Source organism: Allonocardiopsis opalescens (assembly GCF_003002095.1).
Classification (GTDB): Bacteria; Actinomycetota; Actinomycetes; order Streptosporangiales; family Streptosporangiaceae; genus Allonocardiopsis; species Allonocardiopsis opalescens.
Genome location: NZ_PVZC01000003.1, coordinates 251,895 through 271,375 on the forward strand (window position 1 = coordinate 251,895; position 19,481 = coordinate 271,375).

A 19,481-nucleotide genomic window follows, 5' to 3' on the forward strand; every position below is an offset into this window, starting at 1 on the left:
ACCAGCGTCAATGCAATTTACATCGAAGGAAATGAATCAGGACGCCGCGGCGGCCCCGCCCCGCCCTCCCCCGCCCCGCCCGTCCCGGCGGCCCGGCCCGCCGCGGCGGGCCGCGAAAAGGTCGGCCGGGCGGCGCGAGCGCGGGTAGCCTGCATGCGTGATCGACCTGCGTGCCCTCCGTGAAGACCCTGACCGACTCCGCGCCTCGCAGCGCGCCCGCGGCGACGACGAGAAGGTCGTCGACACGCTGCTGGAGCTGGACGAGCGCCGCCGTGCCGCGCTGACCCGCTTCGAGTCCCTGCGCGCCGAGCAGAAGAACGCCGGCAAGTCGGTGTCCCGCGCCTCCGGGCCGGAGCGCGAGGCGGCCCTGGCGCGCGCCAAGGAGCTGGCCGCCCAGGTCAAGGAGGCCGAGGCCGCCACCGAGCGGCTGGGCGCCGAGCTGGACGAGGCGCTGGCCGGAGTGTCCAACGTCGTCGAGGGCGCCCCCTCGGGCGGCGTCGACGACTACGTCGTACTGGAGGAGGTCGGCACCCCCACCGCCCTCGACTTCACCCCGCGCGACCACCTCGAACTCGGCGAGCGGCTCGGCGCCATCGACATGGAGCGCGGCGCCAAGGTCTCCGGCGCGCGCTTCTACTTCCTCACCGGCGTCGGCGCCCTGCTGGAACTGGGCCTGCTGAACCTCGCCATGCAGCAGGCCGTGGCCGCCGGCTTCACCCCGATGCTCCCGCCCGTGCTGGTTAAGCCCGAGACGATGGCCGGCACCGGCTTCCTCGGCGCGCACGCCGCCGAGGTGTACCACCTGCCCGGCGACGACCTCTACCTGGTCGGCACCTCCGAGGTGCCGATGGCCGGCTACCACGCCGGCGAGATCCTCGACCTCGACACCCTGCCCCGCCGCTACGTCGGCTGGTCCTCGTGCTTCCGCCGCGAGGCCGGCTCCTACGGCAAGGACACCCGCGGCATCATCCGGGTCCACCAGTTCAACAAGGTGGAGATGTTCTCCTACTGCCGCCCCGAGGACGCCCACGCCGAGCACCTGCGGCTGCTGGCCTGGGAGAAGGAGATGCTGGCCAAGATCGAGGTCCCCTACCGCGTCATCGACACCGCGGGCGGCGACCTCGGCACCAGCGCGGCCCGCAAGTTCGACTGCGAGGCGTGGATCCCCAGCCAGGGCCGCTACCGCGAGCTGACCTCCACCTCCAACTGCACCGACTTCCAGGCCCGCCGCCTCAACGTCCGCTTCCGCGAGCCCGGCGGCCGCCCCCGCCACGTCGCCACCCTCAACGGCACCCTCGCCACCACCCGCTGGCTGGTGGCGCTGCTGGAGAACCACCAGCGCGCCGACGGCTCGGTAGTGGTGCCCGAGGCGCTGCGCCCCTTCGTCGGCCGCGAGGTGCTGGAGCCGGTGGCGTGAGCTCCCGGCCCACCGGGCCCGCCCCGGGCCCGGTGGCGCCGGACCGCGCGGCATCGGAGACACTGGTCGGCATGGCCCCGAGCTTCGACCGGTCCATGCCGCCCCGTCTCGTCGCGACCGATCTCGACGGCACGATCGTGCGCTCCGACGGCACGGTCTCGGCCCGCACCCTGGCGGCCTTCACCCTGGTCGAGCGGGCCGGATCGGTGTTCGTGCTGGTCACCGGCCGCCCGCCGCGCTGGATGCGCGAGATCGCGGACTCCTTCCCCGATCTGGGCCTGGCGATCTGCGCCAATGGCGCGCTCGTCTACGACCTGCGCTCGGAGTCGGTGGTGCAGGCGCACCTGATCGAGCCGGAGACCGTGCACCGCGTCGCCGCCGACCTGCGCGCCGAACTGCCCGAACTCGCCTTCGCGGTGGAGTTCGCCGACGGCTTCCAGGTGGAGGCCGGCTACCACCGCGCGTACTGGGACGGCCGGCGGCTGCCCGGCGAGTGCCCGATGGTCGACACGGTGCTCGACGTGCACGCCCCGGCCGCCAAGCTGCTGGTGCAGCACCCCGCCATGCGCGCCGACGCGCTGCTGGCCCGGGTAGGCGAGATCCTGTCCGAGGACCTGGTGACCGTCACCCACTCCAGTTACCGGGGGCTGCTCGAACTCAGCGCCGCCGGGGTCAGCAAGGCCACCACCCTGGCCCGGCTCTGCGCCGACCTCGGCATCGGCCACCGCGACGTGCTCGCCTTCGGCGACATGCCCAACGACCTGCCGATGCTCGCCTGGGCGGGCGGCGCCTACGCCGTGGCGAACGCGCACCCCACCGTGCTGGCCGCGGTCGCCGACCACACCGAGAGCAATGACGACGACGGCGTCGCGCGGGTGCTGGAGCGGCTGTTCGGCTGAGGTCGCGGCCCCGGCGGGGCCGCCCCGGCGGGACGCCCCCGCCGGGGCCGGACCGCTACAGGTAGGGGCCCGATGAGCGGTTGGGGCGGCTCTCCTCGCCGGCCTGCGCGATGCCCGGCGGCAGCGCCTTGCGCATGTTCTCCAGCTGGGCCCGCGCCGCCATCTGCTGAGCGAACAGGGTGGTCTGGATGCCGTGGAACAGCCCCTCCAGCCAGCCGACGAGCTGGGCCTGCGCGATGCGCAGCTCGGCGTCGCTCGGCGTCTCGCTGTCGGCGAAGGGCAGCGAGAGGCGCTCCAGCTCGCTGACCAGCTCGGGCGCCAGGCCGTCCTCCAGCTCCTTGATCGAGCTCTCGTGGATCTCGCGGAGCCGGACGCGGCTGGCCTCGTCCAGCGGCGCCGCGCGCACCTCCTCCAGCAGCTGCCTGATCATGCTGCCGATGCGCATGACCTTGGCGGGCTGCTCCACCATCTCGGTGACCGGCCGCTCGTCGGAGTCGGCGCCCTCGTCGTGCTGGACCGGCTGGCCCTGCGGGCCGACCAGCAGGATCTGCGGCTGGTCCTGGCCGGGCTGCTGCGTCGGGTCGTTCATGTCCTCACGTCCCACTCGGAGTCGGGACCGCGCCGTGCGCACCGGACCGGCGGTGCGGCGCGGTCGGTGTGCCTATCGGTCGGCGGTCAGAATGATCTTGCCGATGTGCTCGCTGGCCTCCAGGGCCCGGTGCGCCTCGGCGGCGCGGGCGAGCGGGACCGTGCGGTCCACGATCGGACGCACCCTACCCGCCGCCACCAGCGGCCACACGTTATCGCGCACGCCCGCGACGATGGCCGCCTTCTCCGCCGGCGGACGGGCCCGCAGCGAGGTGGCGTGCACGGCGGCCCGCTTGCTGAGCAGCCGGCCGAGGTTCAGCTCGGCCTTGGTGCCGCCCTGCAGCCCGATCACCACCAGGCGCCCGCCGGTGGCCAGCGCGCGCACATTGGGGTCCAGGTACTTGGCGCCCATGATGTCGAGGATGACGTCGGCGCCCGCACCGCCCGTCTCCTCGCGCACCCGCTCCACGAAGTCCTCCTCGCGGTAGTTGATCACCACGTCGGCGCCCAGCTCGCGGCAGCGGTCGAGCTTCTGCGCGCTGCCCGCCGTGGTGAGCACCCGCGAGCCCAGGGCATGGGCCAGCTGGATGCCGAAGGTGCCGATGCCGCTGGCGCCGCCGTGGAACAGCACCGTCTCGCGCGGGGTGAGGCCCGCCAGCATGAACACGTTCGACCACACCGTGCAGGCGACCTCCGGCAGGGTGGCGGCCTGCTCGGGGCTGAGGCCGTCGGGCACCGGCAGCACCTGCTCGACCGGCACCGCCACCTTCTCCGCGTAGCCGCCGCCCGACAGCAGCGCGCACACCTCGTCGCCGATCTGCCAGCCCGCGACGCCCTCGCCCAGCGCGGCGACGCGCCCCGCGCACTCCAGGCCCGGGTACGGCGGCGCGCCCGCGGGCGGCGGGTAGTGGCCCTTGCGCTGCATGACGTCGGCGCGGTTCACTGCGGTGGCCGCGACCTCGATCAGCACCTCGCCGGCGCCCGGAACCGGATCGGGGACCTCGGTCCATGTCAGTGCTTCCGGCCCGCCGGGCTCGGTGATCACGATTGCGTGCATGCGCCCAACGCTACCGATCCCGAGGTGCGCCGGAGCATCGGCGGTCCCCGACGGGCGCCGTGGCCGGATCGTGACGTCACCGGGCCCGCGAACACCCCGTGTACGTCAGAATTTCGGGTGGATGGGTCTGTGGTTGTCGCTTGACTACCGGTAGCTTTGGGGCTGCGTCCACCCGCACCTGATCCGGGTGTTCCTGCGCCGATGGAACGATCTGTCCGGCGAGGTGACGAAAAGACGGCGGCACGAATGGGGGCGTCGGCGCCCCAAGGAGCAATGGTGGCACACAGGGACCCTGACGACTCTTACGACGGCGACGCCCGGTCCCCCCTGGAGGATCAGCTGGCCGGCCTGGACGCGGCCGAGGCCGGTGAGCGCGGCGACGCCTCCGCGCGGCCGAGTTCCGGCGCCGCGGCCGAGCCGTACCCGCCGGGGCAGTGGTTCGGACCCGCGCCCGACGCCGAGTCCGGCGAGGCCGAGGGGCCGGCCGCCGGCGCCCCGCCGCAGTACGCCACCCCGTACCCGCCCGCCGACGACTCCGCGCAGGCGGAGCCGTTCCCGCCGAACGAGCCGCCGGAGCTGCCGCCCGCCGGGGTGGAGCCCGACCAGACCACCATCAACGTCCGGCCGCCGCACTCCCCGTACCCGTCGGAGCAGCCCCGCTTCGAGGACGGCCCGCAGTCCCACGACGAGTCCGACGACCCCGACGCGCTGGAGTCGGGCCCGATGACCGAGGTCATCCCCAGGTACGGCCAGGGCGGGCCGCGGCAGCCGGGCTGGGCGCCGACCTTCAACCCCTACGGCGAGCCGCCCGCGGCCGACGCCGAGACCGTGCGGGTGAACGGCTCGAACCCCCCGGCGCCCGAGGCGCGGCCCGACGAGTCGCGCCCGGCCGAGCGGCCGCCCGCCGACGGCGGCGCGAACCCGGCGGGCCACCAGCCGCCGCCCGCGAGCCCGCACACGAGCGGCTACCAGCCCGCCGCCGGCCCCCGCCCTGGCGGCTGGGGCGAGCAGCCGCCCGCCCACGGCCGCCCCCCGGCGTCCGGCGGCTACGCCATCCCGGGCCCGCAGTACAACCACCCCGGCACCGAGGCCGGGCCGGGCGGCTACGCGCCGCCCCAGCCGCAGTACGGCACCGAGGCACCGCCGGCGGGCTACCCGCCGCAGCACCCGTACGGCGCCGGGCACGAGCCCGGTGCGGAGGGCTCCCCGGCCGGCTACGCGCAGCCGCAGTACGGCGCCGACCCCGGCGCCGAGTCCGGCGGGCACCCGGGAGCGCAGGGCCACACCGGGCCGCAGGGCGTCGGGCCCGACGTCCCCGCCCCGGCCGCCGGGCACGGCTACCAGCAGCCCTACGCGCCGCCCTACGGCTACCAGCCCGGCCAGCCGCCGCCCGGGTACGGCCCCGACGCCTACGCCGGCCAGATCCCGCCCGGCGCCCACCCCGGCCAGATGCAGCACGAGAACGTCGACAGCCTGCGCGCCGAGAACCTGCTGCGCGGCCGCAAGCAGGCGCCGACCGCCGGCTGGCGCCGGATGCTCTACAAGTCGACCTTCGGCCTGGTCGACCCGGGGGAGTCCCCCAACGAGCTGCGCCGCCGCGAGCAGCTGGCCCGGATCCGCACCCCCGTCGCCGGTGGCCACCACCGGGTGGCGGTGCTGAGCCTCAAGGGCGGCGTCGGCAAGACCACCACCACCGTCGGCCTCGGCGCCACCCTGGCGTCGCTGCGCGGCGACCGCGTGCTCGCCGTCGACGGCAACCCCGACCGGGGCACCCTGTCGGACAAGGTGCAGCTGGAGAGCAACGCCACCATCCGCGACCTGCTCAACGACCGCGCCCAGATCCAGCGCTACGCCGACGTGCGCGCCTACACCTCGCAGGCCCCCAGCCGCCTGGAGATCCTGGCCTCCGACAGCGACCCCGCCATCTCCGAGGCCTTCAGCCGCGACGACTACCTCCACGTCGCCTCGCTGCTGGAGCACTACTACTCCATCTGCATCACCGACTGCGGCACCGGCCTGCTCCACTCCGCCATGTCCGGCGTCCTGGAACTCGCCGACCAGATCGTGCTCGTCAGCTCCCCGTCCGTCGACGGCGCCCGCAGCGCCAGCGCCACCCTCGACTGGCTGGAGGCCCACGAACACGGCGACCTCGTCGCCCAGGCCGTCGTCGTCCTCTCCATGGTCCGCCCCAAGAGCCGCAGCTCCGTCGACCTCGACCGCCTGGAGCAGCACTTCCTCGGCCGCACCCGCGCCGTCGTCCGCATCCCCCACGACTCCCACCTGGAAGAGGGCGCCGAAGTCGACCTGGACGAGCTCAGCAAGGAGACCCTGGAGTCCTACCTCCAGCTGGCGGCCGTGGTAGGCGACGCCTTCGCCCGCCCCCGCACCGCCAACCCCCACTCCCCGCGCCACTGACCCACCCGCACCCCCTGCGGCCGGGACGCCCCCTGGGGCCTCCGAGCCGCAGGGGGCGCAGGACGCCCGAACCTTCACCGGCGCCGCCGGTCTTCGCCCATCCGGGCACCGAAATCGTGTACACCCAGCCCGGACCAAGGCAGTACGATCAACCCGTCACGAGTACCGCCCCGCGGTACCCAGGAGGGCTCGCACAGCGGCCGAGTGCGGCGGTCTTGAAAACCGCTATGGCGGCATCCCCGTCATCGTGGGTTCGAATCCCACGCCCTCCGCCCGAGCCCCCGAAAGCCCAGCTCAGAGCCGGTGCCGCGCTGCGTGCGGCACCGGCTCTGACGTGTTCGGGTGTCCGGCTGATCATGGTCAGAACCGGCCCGCTACGAGGGTTCTCCCCGAATACGCCCCGAAGTTCGGGGAGCTATGAGGAGCCCCCGCCGTGCGGCAGCGGCGGCTTGGTGGCGTCTTCGATGCGGCGCATGGCGTCGTGTTCCTGTCCGGCGATGCACTTGGCGTAGACGCGGAGCAGCACGTCAACGCTGTGCCCGGCCCACTCGGCGACCTGGGCGGGGTTCACGCCAGCGCTGAGCCAGGTCGAGACGGCGGCGTGACGGAGGGTGTACGGGTCTTCGGCTAGCGGCGATGCGACCTCTTCGGCCGTGAACGCCCTTCTGCGGGCTTCTGCGAGCACTTCGTAGTAGGCCCATTCGGCCAGGTCACCACCGCGCGGACCGACGAACAAGCGTCCATCGAAGCCGGTACCGAACTCCTTGAGGTGAGCGACCAGGATGGCCACCAGTTCGGGGTGTAGCGGGACGGAGCGGGTATCGCCGTCCGCCCGGTGCTTGAGCGCGCGTTCTTCCCGGGACTTGCCCGAGTCGGTCCATTTGGAGCCCGAACGGGGCGCGGCCGAGGTGAGCCGAGCCCACCCCCACCCGGTGTCCGGCAGGCTGACCAGGTTCGCACGCCGAAGGTAGATGATCTCCTCCGGTCGCATCGCGGCGTAGTACATCAACGCGAAGAACGCCACCAGGCGCCGACCGCGCTCGCCCTGCTCGCCCACGGCGGCAAGGAGCGCCTTCGCCTGTCGGCTGTTGATGACGACAGCGGGATTCACCGACTTGGCGGTGCGTTGCCTTGTCCACTTGACGGCCTTCAAGGGGTTCGCCGTCAGGACGTTGATCTCCTGGGCGTACTCCATGGCGTTGTTGATGACCATGCGTTTCCGGTTGGCCGTGTTGGCGGCCGCCGATGTGCCGTCCTGCTTGCTGCTGATCCTGGTGAGCACGGACCGGACAAGACGCGGCCCGCTTCCGGCTTCGGTCAGCTCGTGCATGAACACGGTGTTGTTCGTCAGCCAGCGGATCGCATGGGCGTGCTCGTCGGGCAGCGGTTCCTTGTCCCTGATCCGTGTGCTGAACGCCCATTCCCGCAAGGCGGCCCGGAGTGCTTCCCTGCTCGGCGGACTGCTGCCGCCGTGTACGAGCACTTCTGTCGCGTCAGTCAGCGCTTCGGCGATGCTGCGCCGGTGGTTGGGCGAGACGTGCGGCCACTTCATGTCGGCGTAGGCCAGCATGAATGCGTACCAGCGCATGACGTCCTCGTCGCGCTGCCAGGACACCGGACGGCCGGTGACGAGGCTGAACGCCTCCCCTTGGCGCTGCGCCGTGACCAATTCGGAGCGGAACCCGTCGGCCTGCGTCGAGTTGGCGAAGGTTTCGCGCCAGCGCTTCCCGGCCACGATCCAACGGACGGAGTAGGTGTTCCCCTTCTTGCCGGTGTATGTCTCGATCTGCCAGACGCGGACTTTGTAGGTCGTGTCCTTCACGCCGCGTCCTCTCGGGCGGCGAGCCACCGGTCGAGGTCGGCGCGGCGGATGCGGAGTTCGCCGTTGGGCAGCTTGATGCACTTGGGTGCCCGGCCTTTCTGGCGCCAGTCGTAGAAGGTCGATCGGGGTATCTGGAGTTCTTCGCACAGCTGGGCGAGCGTCAGCATTCCTCGCGGCGCGATGCTGCGGACGGATGCGACGGGCATGGCGGTGCCACCTTTCGGTGTGGTCGTGATCGGTCGGCGGTGCGTCCGGCGGTGCTGGGCTTGGCGGCTAGCGGCCGGACTGGTGGATGTCGGGGTGGGTGGCGTACTTCGGCGATGCGGGCCGGCCCCGTCCTTTGCGTTTGGGTTGGGACAGTTCTCGGACCCAGCCGTGTTCTTCGAGCACGCTGATGGCGGGCGTCAGGTCGCCGACGCGGCGGAACCGGCCCCGGGGTAGCGCGGTGAACAGCTCGCGGACGGTGAATTGTGCGGTGCGCTTATTGGTCAGCCAGTCGAGCAGGAACCGCGCGTCAGAGCTGCCGGGGGCGGCGCCCATGGTGTCGAATGCGGCCTTGGCGTGCTCGGCGTAGTACTCGCCGATGCGCACGGCGGCCGCCATGGTGGGGCCGCTGATGGGGTGCCGGTGTCCGGCGCCGCCGTGGTCGGCCAGGTGCAACAGTCCGGCGATGCGGCAGACGGCGCCGACGTACTTGCCCGCCCAGTCGCCCAGGTGGCCGAGGTCGCCGTGTTGGGGATGCAAGCGGGGTTCGGTGGTGCGCGACAGGTCGGCGCGGAGTTGTGCGGCTGGTGCGGACAGTTGCAGCCGCATCGGGTCGTCCCACCCGTACAGGTCATTGACGAGGCTGTGGACCTTGGTGTCGTAGCGGGCGGCGACCAGGTCTGGCACCACGGGCGGCTCGGTGTCGCGTCGGCCGATGTTGCTGGCGGGCAGCGCGTACAGGATGCGGCCGAGCAGCCCCTTGCCCCGGAAGCCGGGCATGTCCGCGATATCGCGGACCACCTCGGGTTGCAGCGCGAGCCCGAGCGTCAGGCACGCGCTGTCGACGTGTTCGGGCGCCCGTGACTGCCGGTCGACCCGCAGCATGTCCCCCGCATGGCCCTTGAGGAACAGGTCCAGATTGGGCATGCCGGAGTAGCGTCCGGCGAGAGTGGCGAAGATGCCGCCTTCGGCCGACAGCACGGCCAGTCGGCCGCCCTGCTTGGCCAGCAGCGACGCGGCCGTCTCCGGTGTCACGTCGTCCGTCACCAGTTGGGGCAGCTCGGGAACGGTGATCTCTTGGGCGGCCAGGGCGGCGCTGGTGGCGTCGGCGAGCGCGTCCGCGTCGCCGCCCGGCACGACCGTGTCCGATGCGCGCCGCGCTGCTTTTTCTGCGGTCCGCAAAGAAACCTGCCGTGCCAACTCGGCTTCGGCGCGCTGCGGCTGGACGCGCTCCTGTAGGTGGCGTTCAGCGCGCATGATCGGCGCCACCATGGCCTTGAACACCGGCGACTTGCGCGACGCGGGCGGCATCGCGACCACGGTGAAGATGTTCACCGGCTCAACCCACATGCCCCGGACCACCACCAGCGCGCGCCCACCGGCCGCCGTGGACAGCACGGCCAGGGCGAGACATCCGGCCAGGTCGACAGGTGTCTGTGTCTCTACGGCGAGAGCGGACACGAAGTCACCGAGCCAGGTCGGCAGGGCGTCCACGGGGAAGGCGGGCAGCTCGCCCCGGACGCCAAGCGGCATCGGCGTCGGCCAGGTCGCGCCGCTCGTCGCCGAGAGCTGTTCGAGCGCCCACGCGCGCAAGGCGTCGGGCTCGTCGGACAGCGTGTGCCCGACCTGAACGAGGCGGGTACCGGCCGCGATCACCTCACGGCGGCGGGCGTGCTCGGCCACGATGCGCGCGTAGTAGCCCGCGTTCGCGGCGGTCGGCACACTGGCCAGCAGCGTATGGACGTAGGGGCCGCCCCCGACCCGGGCGAGATCGCCGCGCCGGGCCAGTTCGGCGACGAGCGTCACGGCGTCGGCGGGCTCACCACCCGCCGCGATGTCCGCGATAACCGCAAAAACAATCTGGTGGGCGGGCCGGTAGAACGCGGACGCGTCCAGCAGCGCGCGAACCTCGGTGATGGCGTCGGCGGACAGCAGCATCGCGCCGAGCACGGCCTGTTCGGCCGCGAAGTCGTGCGGCAGCGCCGTCGCGAAGTCGGTGGCGGTCACGCGACCTCCACGACCTTGCCGAAGCCGTCGCGGCGGCCCTCGTAGGTCTCGCACAGTTCGTGCAGCACACCCACGGTCCGGCCGAGGGCCAGGTCACCGGCGACACCGTCCGGGCGGCGGTAGCCGTGGGATTCGAGCAGCCGGACCAGGCCGAAGACGAGCGTGGTGGTGAACCGGTGTTCGTCGCGGCGATTCTCGGTCATGCTGAGAGTGCCCTTTCTGGTTCGTGATCGGTCAGGGCCGCGGTCCCGGTGGGTGTGCTTGGCGGCTAGTCACCGGGACCGCTTATTTCTGCGGTTTCCGCGTACAGGGGCGGCCGGACTACCGGACGCTGTCGCGGTGCTGGTCGTGATCGTTACGGGTGCGGTCCTGGTGGTGTGCTCGGCGGCTGGCCACCGGGACCGCTTATTTCTGCGGTTTCTGCGAACACCTCGGCGGGCTACCGGCCGCCGTCGCGGTCGCTGGTCCGTGATCGGTCGGGGCGTGGTCGTGGTGGGTGTGCTTGGCGGCTGGCCACCAGGACCGGCTGTTTCTGCTTTTGTGCGGTTTCTGCGGCGGGCCTACCGGCCGTGGTCGCGGTGCAGGCGGCGCACGTGGTTCCACACCCGCCACCCCATGCGCAGGCGCAGGCCGGTCCCGTCGCAGGGTCGGCACAGCCGGCGCTTGCGCGGCTTGGTGCGGCAGGCCCGGCACGGAGCGAACGGGGCGGCCGAGCACACGGCGGCGTAGCCGAGCGTGACGGCGGCGAGCGCGGCGGCTAGCAGCAGCGCGAAGGGGTCCAAGGTCGGGCTCCTGGCGGTTTCCGGGCGTGCTCGCGCACACCCGCTAGCGGACGTAACTGCTGGTGGGAGTAGGTGTGTGGTGCTATCGGGGCCGCTATCGATAGCGGGGGCGTCCGCTAGCGATAGCGGCCCGGCGGCCCTACCCGGTCGGCCGGGCGTGGTCGCGCTCGGTCAGTGCCCGGGTGATGGCGTCGCGGTTGATCCCGCGCCGGTTGACGAACCGGCCGTTGACGCGCCGCCCGATCTGGACGGTGTCGATCCCGTGCGGTGCGAGCGCGGCGGCCAGCTGCTTGGGCTCCCACCCCCGGTACGCCTCTGGGCGTAGCTCGGCGAGCCGGGCCACCACGGTTTCCGACCACACGTCGGTCTCGTCGGGCGGGACCACGGCGGCGATGTCGTCCAGCAGCGTCACGGCGGGGCCGGCTGCCCGGTCGGGGGTCTGCCCGGCCGCGAACCCCGACAGTCGTCCGGCGGCTTCACGTAGAGCGCGCGCCCGGTCGGCGATGGCGTCGGCGGCAGGACCGTCGATGTAGGCCGACCGGGCGATCTGCGGATCATCGGCGGCGCCGACGAGGTAGCCGATCCCCTTGTCCTTGGCCGTGAACGTGGTCGCCCGGACGCCGTTCTTGTAGGCCGAAGTGCCCAACACCATGTCGTTTTCGACCTGGCCCATGACGCGCAGGCAGAACCGGATACCCACGTTCGCGCTGATGCCGGTGGGCAGGCTCTTGGCGTCGGGCCGCTGCGTGGCCAACACGAGGATGATCCCCAGCGCCGGGCCGCGCTTGATGAGCCCTTCGCACAGCTTCGCCGCCTCCTCCCCGTGCACCGGGTGCGAGAACAGCTCTTGGCACTCGTCGACGGCGACCACGACCGGATGCAGGCCGAGCGAGCGCTTCGCGGCCAGCTCCGGCGTCACCTTGTTCTCCGGGCAGATGTCCTTGGGCAGACCCGAGATCGTCTTGGCGCGCGTCACCAGCTCGCCGTACACCTCCCGCAGGCTCGCCACGCACGCGGCGATCGCGTCGTCATCGGCACCGGAGGCGTAGTCGTGCGCCACCTTCTGCGCGAACGACAGGTCCCCGGTGCCCTTCAGCTCGAACACCCGCAGCTCGGCGAGCACGTCCAGCGCGGCGGCGAGCATGACCACCCGCAGCGCGAAGGTCTTGCCCATCCGGGGGATGGCGCCGATCAGCAGGTTGGCGAACATCAGCGGGATGGACACCGGCCGTCCGCGCTGGTCAGTGCCGAACGGAAGCGGCTTGAACAGGTCCGCCCGCCCACTGGTCATCAGCGGCCACGCGGTGTGCGGCGCCTTGCTCATGTCCCGGTCCCCCACCCACAGCACCAACCGCCCCGGGTGCTCGTCGGAGACCGGTTCGGGCCACACGCACCCCAGCGGACGCCGCAGGCCGGAAGCGAGCCGGTCCCGCCGCTCGATCACGTCGGTGACCGTGACGCCGTAGGGAAGGTCCACCTCGGCCCGCCACCCGGGACCGTCCCGGGTGATCGGCGCGGGGAAGGTGACCGCGTCGGCGCCCTTGGCGCGCGCCTTGTTGATCTCGGCGATGCCGAGCGCGCCCAGGGCGCGCAACACGATGTCGGAGTCCAGCCGCGCCACCCGGCCCGGCACCACGGCCCGGTCGATCAGCGGCCGGTCCGCCGGAGCGCCGGCCGCGCCGAGGACTCCGACGAGCAGGGCCAGCGCCGCCCACTGCGCCCACGTCGGCGCGGCGGCGACGAGGATGCCCGCGAGCATGAGCACCACCAAGGCGACGAGCGCGACCACCACCCGCAGCCGCACCCGCGCGTCACGCTGCCGCGACAGCTTCAGGTACAGCTCGGCGTCCGCCCGCTGTACGGCGGCCATCCGGACCGGCTCGCCTTCGGCGTCGAACACCCACCGGTGCGCACCGCCGATGACGAGCGCCGCGCCCCGCGGCGAGCGGGCGGCGAGCCGCAGCAGGTACAGCGGGCTCCGCGTCGCCTGATAGGCCATGATGTGCGCGTAGTACTCCGCCACCCACTTGGCGGTCTCAGCCGCCTCCTGCCGCGACTTCAACCAGCCGGGCAGGATCGGACGGCGCCGCCGGTTGCGCTCGGCCAACTCGGCGAGCCAATCCCCGCGCTCGGGCTCGGCCTGGTCGACAAGCAGCCTTGTCGCCTCGTCGCCGTCCGACTGGTCGGCACCGGTCGGCTCGTCGGGGGCGTCCGGCGTCGCGTGCTGGCGACGGTCGCGGTCGCGGGCACGGTCGAGTGAGACCACCCGGGCGTCGCGCTGGTCGGTTCCGTCGATCATCACGCGGCCTCCTGCTCGGCGTCGGGCTCGACCATGGCGAGCCGGGCGGGATCGGTGCGGTGAAGGTGCGTACGCCGGTACTCGGCCGCCTCCTTGGCGCGCTGCGGCGAGCACTCCAACGCAAGCCGCGTCTTGTTGTTCGAGGCGTCCTCAGTGAGGTCACCGGCCGCGATCAGCTCGTCCAGCCGACGAGCCAACTCCGCCACCGTGCGCGCCTTCACCTCGGCCTTGCGCGCGGCGGGCGGGACCCGCCGACCGGCGTCGGCCCGCTTCGCCGCCGGACGCCGTTGTGCCTGGTCGCCGTTCGACCGCCGCTCGGTGACCTGGCGAGCCACGACGGGCAGCGTCGGCCGGTCGCCCGCGTCCACCCACGCCGACGCCGGGAAGCCGGTGAAGCGCTCGGCTGACTGCTCACGCTCGGCTCGCGGTGTCGCGGTGAACGGCTCACCGGACGCGGCCCCCGTGGTCGCGGTGACGGCGGACGCGTACGCCCGGCCGATCGCCTCCGTCATCCGGTAGCGGAGCTGGGGGAGCGCTTCGGCCGCGAAGAACACCAGCGCCGGCGGCACCGAGTGAAGCAGGATGCTCGCCAGGTTCACCGTCGCCCACGCGTGCCAGGTGTTCATGGCATAGGTGGCGCCCAGCGCCGCCCACTTCGTCGCCCGCACCCACCCGTCGGTCGGCAGCTGATGACGGCTCGTCATCGACTCCCCGAGCAAAATCGCCAGCAGCACCAGCGACACCATGGGGTCGAGCAGCCATGCCGTCACCCACACCAGCGACCACGGCTCGGCACCCTGCGCCGCGAAGTGCTGAACGTTCGCCGCTGTGAACGCGAGCCCGAGCACAAGGCCCGTCCAGCCGAGCCGTTCCACCCACACCCGGCTCGTCTCCAACCGCAGCGCCACCACGTCCGGATCGGTCTGGTAGCCGCGAATCCGCGCCGCCTCCCGCGACCGCGCGATCAGCCTGTCCGCCCTGCTCGTCACCGCGCCACCTCCGCAACCAGCAGACGAGCGGCAACAGCGTCGGCGCGGCCGATCAACCACACCACGCCGAGACTCACCGCACGCAGCGCGTCCGTCACACCGTCCAGCGCGCTCATGACCCACAACGGCAGGTCACGGCGTTCAAAGATTGCTTCCACCGCCGCGTCGACGGCGACCGTCACCGGAACAATGAGCACAGCGATCATGCGGAGCAGCAGCCCGCCGAGCAGGACGGCAACAGCGCACAGCCCGCGCGCCCAACCGACCCGCGAGAACATCTGAGCGAGCCGAACCTGATCAAAGCGCGCGGCCATCACTGACCACCGCCGAACAGGGTGGCGCCCGCCGAGTCGAGCCCGGCTCGGACCTGGTCGACCAGGGCGTGAGACGGCTCGGCGAGCGCGCCGCCGCTGCCCGCGATCGTCAGGCCGAGCATGACGCCGACGAGTGCGGTGGCGAGCGCCCGGGTGTTCTTGTACGCCAACGCCGCCATGGCGCCGAGGAGGATCAGACCGAAGATCGCCAGACTCATCGGGCGCCCCCGGTGATGGCAGTGTCCACAGGGTGGGGAAATCCGTGCATGCCGAATAGCCCTTCCGTCACTGTCGGACCGACCGATCACGGCCGGCGAACGGGCGGGAGACAGCGACGGACAAGTGCAGACGGGTTAGCATCGGAGGTGCGAACAACGGCGCTAACGCGTCTGGCCTGGGCGGGCTGTCTCCCGCTCAGGCCACTTTTTCTGTGGCCTGACGACGCCCGTCCGTCGTGGTCTGTCCACCACGACGGACGGGGCACGGAGAGCCGAAGCCGATCCAGCTGGCGACTGCTCCCCTGCTCGTCTAGGCAAGTTGTATCACACATCTAGACGAGTGTGCATCACCGATTTCCGGGACTTTCAGCGAGCGGGCAGCCGGTACCCCAGGATGAAGGCGTCAGCGGCCATGATCGTGTCACAGACCTCGACAGCGCGGCCGTCCGTGTCGAAGGCGGTGCGCACCAGGTGGATCACCGGCGTACCCGCGTTGAGCTGCAAGGCTCGGGTCTCCTCCGGCAGGGGCATCCGGGACCGGACTTCCTCGTCGAAGTGGTCCAGCTCGTGCCCGAGTTCTTCGAGCCGGGCGTAGATGCCGCCCGGCCCGGGATTCGGCTCGGCGATCTGGGTGCCCTGGGCGATGTCCAGCGGTATGTACGAGGTAGCTGTCTCGACAGGTCGCCCCTCGTGCAGGTACCGGCGGTGCCGGGCAAGCACCTTTCGGGTAGAACCGAGCCGGGCGGCGATCTCCTTGGGAGGGGCCTCCTGCTTGACGACGAGGCTGTCCACCTCCGGCTTGACGCCGGCCTGTTCGGCTTCGGCGATGAACGCCGCCTTGCCCTGCTTCCGATGCCGGCGGGCGAACCGGTCGGACGCCAGCCGCCGGACCGGCGGACGCGGCCGGACGAACACGCCCTTGCCATGCTCCGCGATCACGAGCCCTTCGGTCTGTAGCAGCTGCAAGGCGTTGCGCACCGTCATCCGCGCGACGCCGAAGTGGTTCACGAGCTGCGCCTCCGAGGGCAGCTTGTCGCCTTCCCCGAGTCGGCCGCGCTCGATAGCGTCGCGTAGGGAGTCCGCAATCTGGCGGAAGACGGCTCTGTCGCTCGTCGGGTCGAGTCGGGCGAGCTGTCCGACCACGTCAGTTGTCACGACTACTCCTCAAGGCGTCTATACATGTTCTATCGTGAAGCGTAATGGCTGTTGGGAGATCAACATGGCGGCACCGCGTCATTCGGTAAGCGTCGCCGGCGTGGTCGTCGACGCGTCTGGACGAGCGTTGCTGATCCGCCGTCGCGACAACGGCCACTGGGAACCCCCGGGCGGAGTCCTGGAACTCGACGAGGCGATCCATGACGGCCTGCGCCGCGAGGTCTTCGAAGAGACCGGCCTCAAGGTCGAGCCGGTGGCGTTGACGGGCGTGTACAAGAACATGGTGCGCGGCATCGTCGCGCTCGTGTTCCGCTGCACCCTCGTCGACGGCACCCCGGAAACCTCCGACGAGTCCAGCGCCGTCCGCTGGGCCACCGCCGACCAGGTCCGTGAACTCCTGGACGAGGCATACGCAGTGCGCGTCCTGGACGCCATGACCGACACCCGCCCTCCGGCCATCCGCACCCACGACGGACAGCAACTCGTCTAGCAGTACAAATGCACAACCCCAGTATAGACGCCTGAAAGGACATGTACAGATGAGTAGGGGAGTTGGTTTCCCGCAAGCCGTCCACCGCGAAGCAGTCGGCCACCAGACGTGCCAGCGAACTTTCGCGGGCACCTTCGACCAGGTAGCCGCCGTCCGCGACTTCGTCCACGCCCACCTACCACCCGGCGAGGCCCGCGAAGACGCCAAGTTGGTCGCCAGCGAGCTGGCGACCAACGCGATACAGCACACCCAGTCGGGGAGTCCGAGTGGAGTCTTCACCGTGAAACTTGCATGCGGCTCGCACATGATCCGCGTCGAGGTCACCGACGAGGGCAGCCCGCTGCCGATTCTCGGCCCGACAGCCTCAACAAATGGCGAACACGGACGTGGACTCGCCATCGTGGCCGCCGTGGCATGTGAATGGGGCTGGGCAGGCCATTTCAATGAGCGAACAGTCTGGGCCGAGATGAACTGTGAGTAGTCCATCCACATTCAACATTAGTAGTATATTCTGTCTACAAGGATGCGCGGCATTCACGTAAGGTTGATGTGGCGTGTTAGTTTTGATTGTCGATAGGAGGTGCTGTGGGGCGCAGTGCTGGAAATGCTCAGAAGCTTATAATGCAGATCTTCGAGTCTTGGAGACTGGAAAATCTTCCTGAGGTTTCAGAAAGTAAAGCTTTCGAAATCTTCTCGTCTGAGCTAGTGCTTAGACCGTATGGCCTTGGGTCTGAAGAGATCATCTCCGGTATCGTTGGCGGTGGGCAAGATGGTGCAATCGATTCGATATACACGTTCTTTGACGATAGTCTGCTCGATGAAGATTCGGATGTTGTATCGGAAATAAGTCGGGCCGCTAGCTTCAGCCAAGAACGACCTCTTGAGCTATGGATAATTCAAGCTAAGCGAACTCCCGGATTCTCAGAAGAGGCCATCGATAAATTGGAGAACACGCTCCGACGTCTATTGGATCTATCTGAGCCGGAGGAGTCTCTCGGTCTACTGTATGGTGCAGGTTTGCTAAACAGGATTGGATTGTTTCGAACTGCATGGTACAAGCTGATTACTCGACGCCCAAAAATTAAGGTTAGCGTCCTATATGCTACTCCAGGTGATCGACGGAATGTAACACCCCAAGTGGAAGCAAAGCTAAACAGTCTTCGTCACGTTATTACTTCCTTGATTCCCGCTGCTGCCCACGTTGAAGTGGATTTGTGGGGTGCGACAGAACTTCTGCAAAGTTATAACGAAAGGCCCTCTTATGCGCTTCCCATGCAATACCGAGAGAGTGCGACTAGCGGGCGTTCGCATGTGGCCCTGGTAACCCTGAAGGATTACTACGATCTCATCGTCGATGAGAATGGGCGCCTGAGGCGATATCTATTTGAATGGAACGTCCGGGACTATCAAGGTGCCGTCAGCGTCAATCAGGATATTCGTAAGTCGCTCGAACAATCTCATGGACCCGATTTCTGGTGGCTCAATAACGGAGTGACGATCCTATGTAAGGAGGCAACTAGCGCAGGAAAAACCTACTCACTCTCTGATATTCAGATTGTCAATGGGTTGCAGACTAGTCATGAAATTTATGAAGCCGTAAGAAGTGGTCGAGCAGTCGATATAGACGATCGAATGTTGCTGATTCGAATAATCGTGACAGAAAATACGGATACGCGAGATCATGTCATTAAGGCGACTAATAGACAGACCACAGTTACAGATGCTGCCCTTCGAGCTACTGACGAGGTTCAGCGTAATATTGAGAACTATTTCCTCACCGAAGGATGGTACTATGATAGGAGGAAAAATTTTTATAAGAATGAAGGTAAGGATACCTCGAAAATAGTCGGAATTCCGATGTTGGGCGCCGCTCTGACCGCTATGGGGCTAGCAAGGCCTGACAAGGCGAGAGGGAAGCCGTCTTCCCTGCTCAAGAATGATGAAGATTACAAGCAGGTGTTTTCTTCCAAGATTGACCTGGAGATATATTTTTGGGCTGCCAAAATGCAGCGCAAGGTCGACGCCTTCATTATATCTGATATCGCCGAAGCTAACACCTCGCAGAAAAGTAATTTGAAGTATCATCTTTCAATGTTAATCGTTGAAAAGTTGAATGGCTCTCCTGTTCGAGCTCCAGGCCAGCTAAAAGAGCTGGCACTTCGAGATGCGTCTATGGATAATAATGAGATTAAAAGTATATTCGAAAAACTAAAGGGCTGGTCTGACGAATATCTTACCGAAAATCAAGTTATCCTTGAGCGAGCTACTAAGTCTCAGAAATTCAGCGACTATCTGTTGTCTCGTGCTGCAAATCTGAGAGCTAGTTAGATCGGTGCTTGTGGTGTCTTGGCGGGGATGGCGTGGATTTGTGCCGTACCGAATACGTGCCGAGGAAGGCCGTAGGTTCTACGTTTGCGCACTTCAGTGCTGTTTCACCTCAGGTCTTGAAAACCGCTATGGCGGCATCCCCGTCATCGTGGGTTCGAATCCCACGCCCTCCGCCGGAGTCCCCAGAAGCCCAGGTCAGAGCCGGTGTCACCCGTCGCGTGGCGCCGGCTCTGGCGTGTTCGGGTGTGCGGTTGGACATGGTCGGGACCGGCTGGCCATGGCGGTCTGTTCCGAAACTGTTCCGAAGTCACTGCCGTTACGCACGGCCGTCCCTGATCCCTCCAGCGTGCGGGGCGAAGGTGAAAGCTTGGTATCAGCGGCGAAAAAGCATGTCAATCTACTGGCCGAAGTCGGACGTTGCGTATTATGAAATGTTTGACTATCGATTGACAAGTTTCGAATCATTACTCTTCTGTGTATGCACTTAAAACGATCAA

Annotated in this window: 18 protein-coding genes and 1 tRNA gene; 7 read left to right on the plus strand and 12 right to left on the minus strand. The window is 68.9% G+C overall.

Annotation, left to right across the window (positions count from 1 at the left end; genetic code table 11):
- The first annotated feature begins 157 nt into the window (after positions 1–157).
- Together serS and CLV72_RS11260 are read left to right on the plus strand one after the other, a co-directional pair.
- On the plus strand, positions 158–1,417 hold the full coding sequence (gene serS, locus CLV72_RS11255; protein ID WP_106244397.1) for a serine--tRNA ligase: 1,260 nt from the start codon (positions 158–160) through the stop codon (positions 1,415–1,417).
- A 71-nt stretch (positions 1,418–1,488) separates the two neighbouring features.
- Positions 1,489–2,316 (plus strand): HAD family hydrolase, encoded by an 828-nt coding sequence (locus CLV72_RS11260; RefSeq protein ID WP_106245423.1) that lies wholly within the window; start codon positions 1,489–1,491, stop codon positions 2,314–2,316.
- A 55-nt stretch (positions 2,317–2,371) separates the two neighbouring features.
- Here CLV72_RS11260 and CLV72_RS11265 read toward each other — a convergent pair whose 3' ends face one another.
- Positions 2,372–2,905 carry a bacterial proteasome activator family protein gene (locus CLV72_RS11265; protein ID WP_106244399.1) on the minus strand — a complete coding sequence of 178 codons (534 nt, stop codon included), beginning with the start codon at positions 2,903–2,905 and terminating at the stop codon, positions 2,372–2,374.
- Between the two features lie 72 nt (positions 2,906–2,977).
- Entirely contained in the window at positions 2,978–3,961 is a 984-nt protein-coding gene (locus CLV72_RS11270) for an NAD(P)H-quinone oxidoreductase (protein ID WP_106244401.1), read from the minus strand.
- Positions 3,962–4,237: 276 nt separating this feature from the next.
- Here CLV72_RS11270 and CLV72_RS11275 point away from each other — a divergent pair, with 276 nt between their 5' ends.
- Positions 4,238–6,376: a nucleotide-binding protein gene (locus CLV72_RS11275; RefSeq protein WP_245930107.1), complete on the plus strand. Its 2,139-nt coding sequence runs from the start codon at positions 4,238–4,240 to the stop codon at positions 6,374–6,376.
- A 182-nt stretch (positions 6,377–6,558) separates the two neighbouring features.
- A tRNA-Ser gene (locus CLV72_RS11280) sits at positions 6,559–6,648 on the plus strand.
- A gap of 143 nt (positions 6,649–6,791) precedes the next feature.
- Here the strand turns inward: CLV72_RS11280 and CLV72_RS11285 are convergent.
- The 10 genes from CLV72_RS11285 to CLV72_RS11330 all read right to left on the minus strand — a co-directional run bounded on the left by CLV72_RS11285 (position 6,792) and on the right by CLV72_RS11330 (position 16,166).
- Positions 6,792–8,198, minus strand: a complete 1,407-nt coding sequence (locus CLV72_RS11285; RefSeq protein WP_106244403.1) for a tyrosine-type recombinase/integrase — start codon at positions 8,196–8,198, stop codon at positions 6,792–6,794.
- Complete coding sequence (locus CLV72_RS11290; RefSeq protein ID WP_106244405.1) at positions 8,195–8,404, minus strand: helix-turn-helix transcriptional regulator; 210 nt, start codon at positions 8,402–8,404, stop codon at positions 8,195–8,197. The genes CLV72_RS11285 and CLV72_RS11290 overlap by 4 nt, the downstream gene beginning before the upstream one ends.
- Before the next feature lie 67 nt (positions 8,405–8,471).
- Positions 8,472–10,409, minus strand: a complete 1,938-nt coding sequence (locus CLV72_RS11295) for a DUF3987 domain-containing protein (RefSeq protein WP_211302815.1) — start codon at positions 10,407–10,409, stop codon at positions 8,472–8,474.
- Positions 10,406–10,612, minus strand: coding sequence for a hypothetical protein (locus CLV72_RS11300; protein ID WP_106244406.1), 207 nt, complete (start codon positions 10,610–10,612; stop codon positions 10,406–10,408). Before CLV72_RS11300 ends, CLV72_RS11295 begins: the two co-directional genes overlap by 4 nt.
- Positions 10,613–10,969: 357 nt before the next feature.
- Positions 10,970–11,191: a hypothetical protein gene (locus CLV72_RS11305; protein ID WP_211302816.1), complete on the minus strand. Its 222-nt coding sequence runs from the start codon at positions 11,189–11,191 to the stop codon at positions 10,970–10,972.
- 139 nt (positions 11,192–11,330) lie between these two features.
- Positions 11,331–13,490, minus strand: a complete 2,160-nt coding sequence (locus CLV72_RS11310) for a P-loop NTPase family protein (RefSeq protein WP_106244409.1) — start codon at positions 13,488–13,490, stop codon at positions 11,331–11,333.
- Positions 13,490–14,398 (minus strand): hypothetical protein, encoded by a 909-nt coding sequence (locus CLV72_RS11315; RefSeq protein ID WP_146159417.1) that lies wholly within the window; start codon positions 14,396–14,398, stop codon positions 13,490–13,492. The genes CLV72_RS11310 and CLV72_RS11315 overlap by 1 nt, the downstream gene beginning before the upstream one ends.
- Before the next feature lie 77 nt (positions 14,399–14,475).
- Positions 14,476–14,793 (minus strand): hypothetical protein, encoded by a 318-nt coding sequence (locus tag CLV72_RS11320; protein WP_106244414.1) that lies wholly within the window; start codon positions 14,791–14,793, stop codon positions 14,476–14,478.
- Positions 14,793–15,011, minus strand: coding sequence for a hypothetical protein (locus CLV72_RS11325; RefSeq protein WP_106244416.1), 219 nt, complete (start codon positions 15,009–15,011; stop codon positions 14,793–14,795). Before CLV72_RS11325 ends, CLV72_RS11320 begins: the two co-directional genes overlap by 1 nt.
- Positions 15,012–15,377: 366 nt before the next feature.
- The gene (locus CLV72_RS11330) at positions 15,378–16,166 is read right to left on the minus strand and encodes a GntR family transcriptional regulator (protein WP_106244418.1); all 789 of its coding nucleotides are present in this window, start codon (positions 16,164–16,166) and stop codon (positions 15,378–15,380) included.
- 64 nt (positions 16,167–16,230) lie between these two features.
- Between CLV72_RS11330 and CLV72_RS11335 the strand changes: the two genes are divergently transcribed.
- The 3 genes from CLV72_RS11335 to CLV72_RS11345 all read left to right on the plus strand — a co-directional run bounded on the left by CLV72_RS11335 (position 16,231) and on the right by CLV72_RS11345 (position 18,984).
- Complete coding sequence (locus tag CLV72_RS11335; RefSeq protein ID WP_106244421.1) at positions 16,231–16,656, plus strand: NUDIX hydrolase; 426 nt, start codon at positions 16,231–16,233, stop codon at positions 16,654–16,656.
- 49 nt (positions 16,657–16,705) lie between these two features.
- Positions 16,706–17,137, plus strand: coding sequence for an ATP-binding protein (locus tag CLV72_RS11340; protein ID WP_106244424.1), 432 nt, complete (start codon positions 16,706–16,708; stop codon positions 17,135–17,137).
- A gap of 140 nt (positions 17,138–17,277) precedes the next feature.
- Positions 17,278–18,984, plus strand: coding sequence for an AIPR family protein (locus CLV72_RS11345; RefSeq protein WP_106245434.1), 1,707 nt, complete (start codon positions 17,278–17,280; stop codon positions 18,982–18,984).
- The last annotated feature ends 497 nt before the right edge of the window (positions 18,985–19,481 follow it).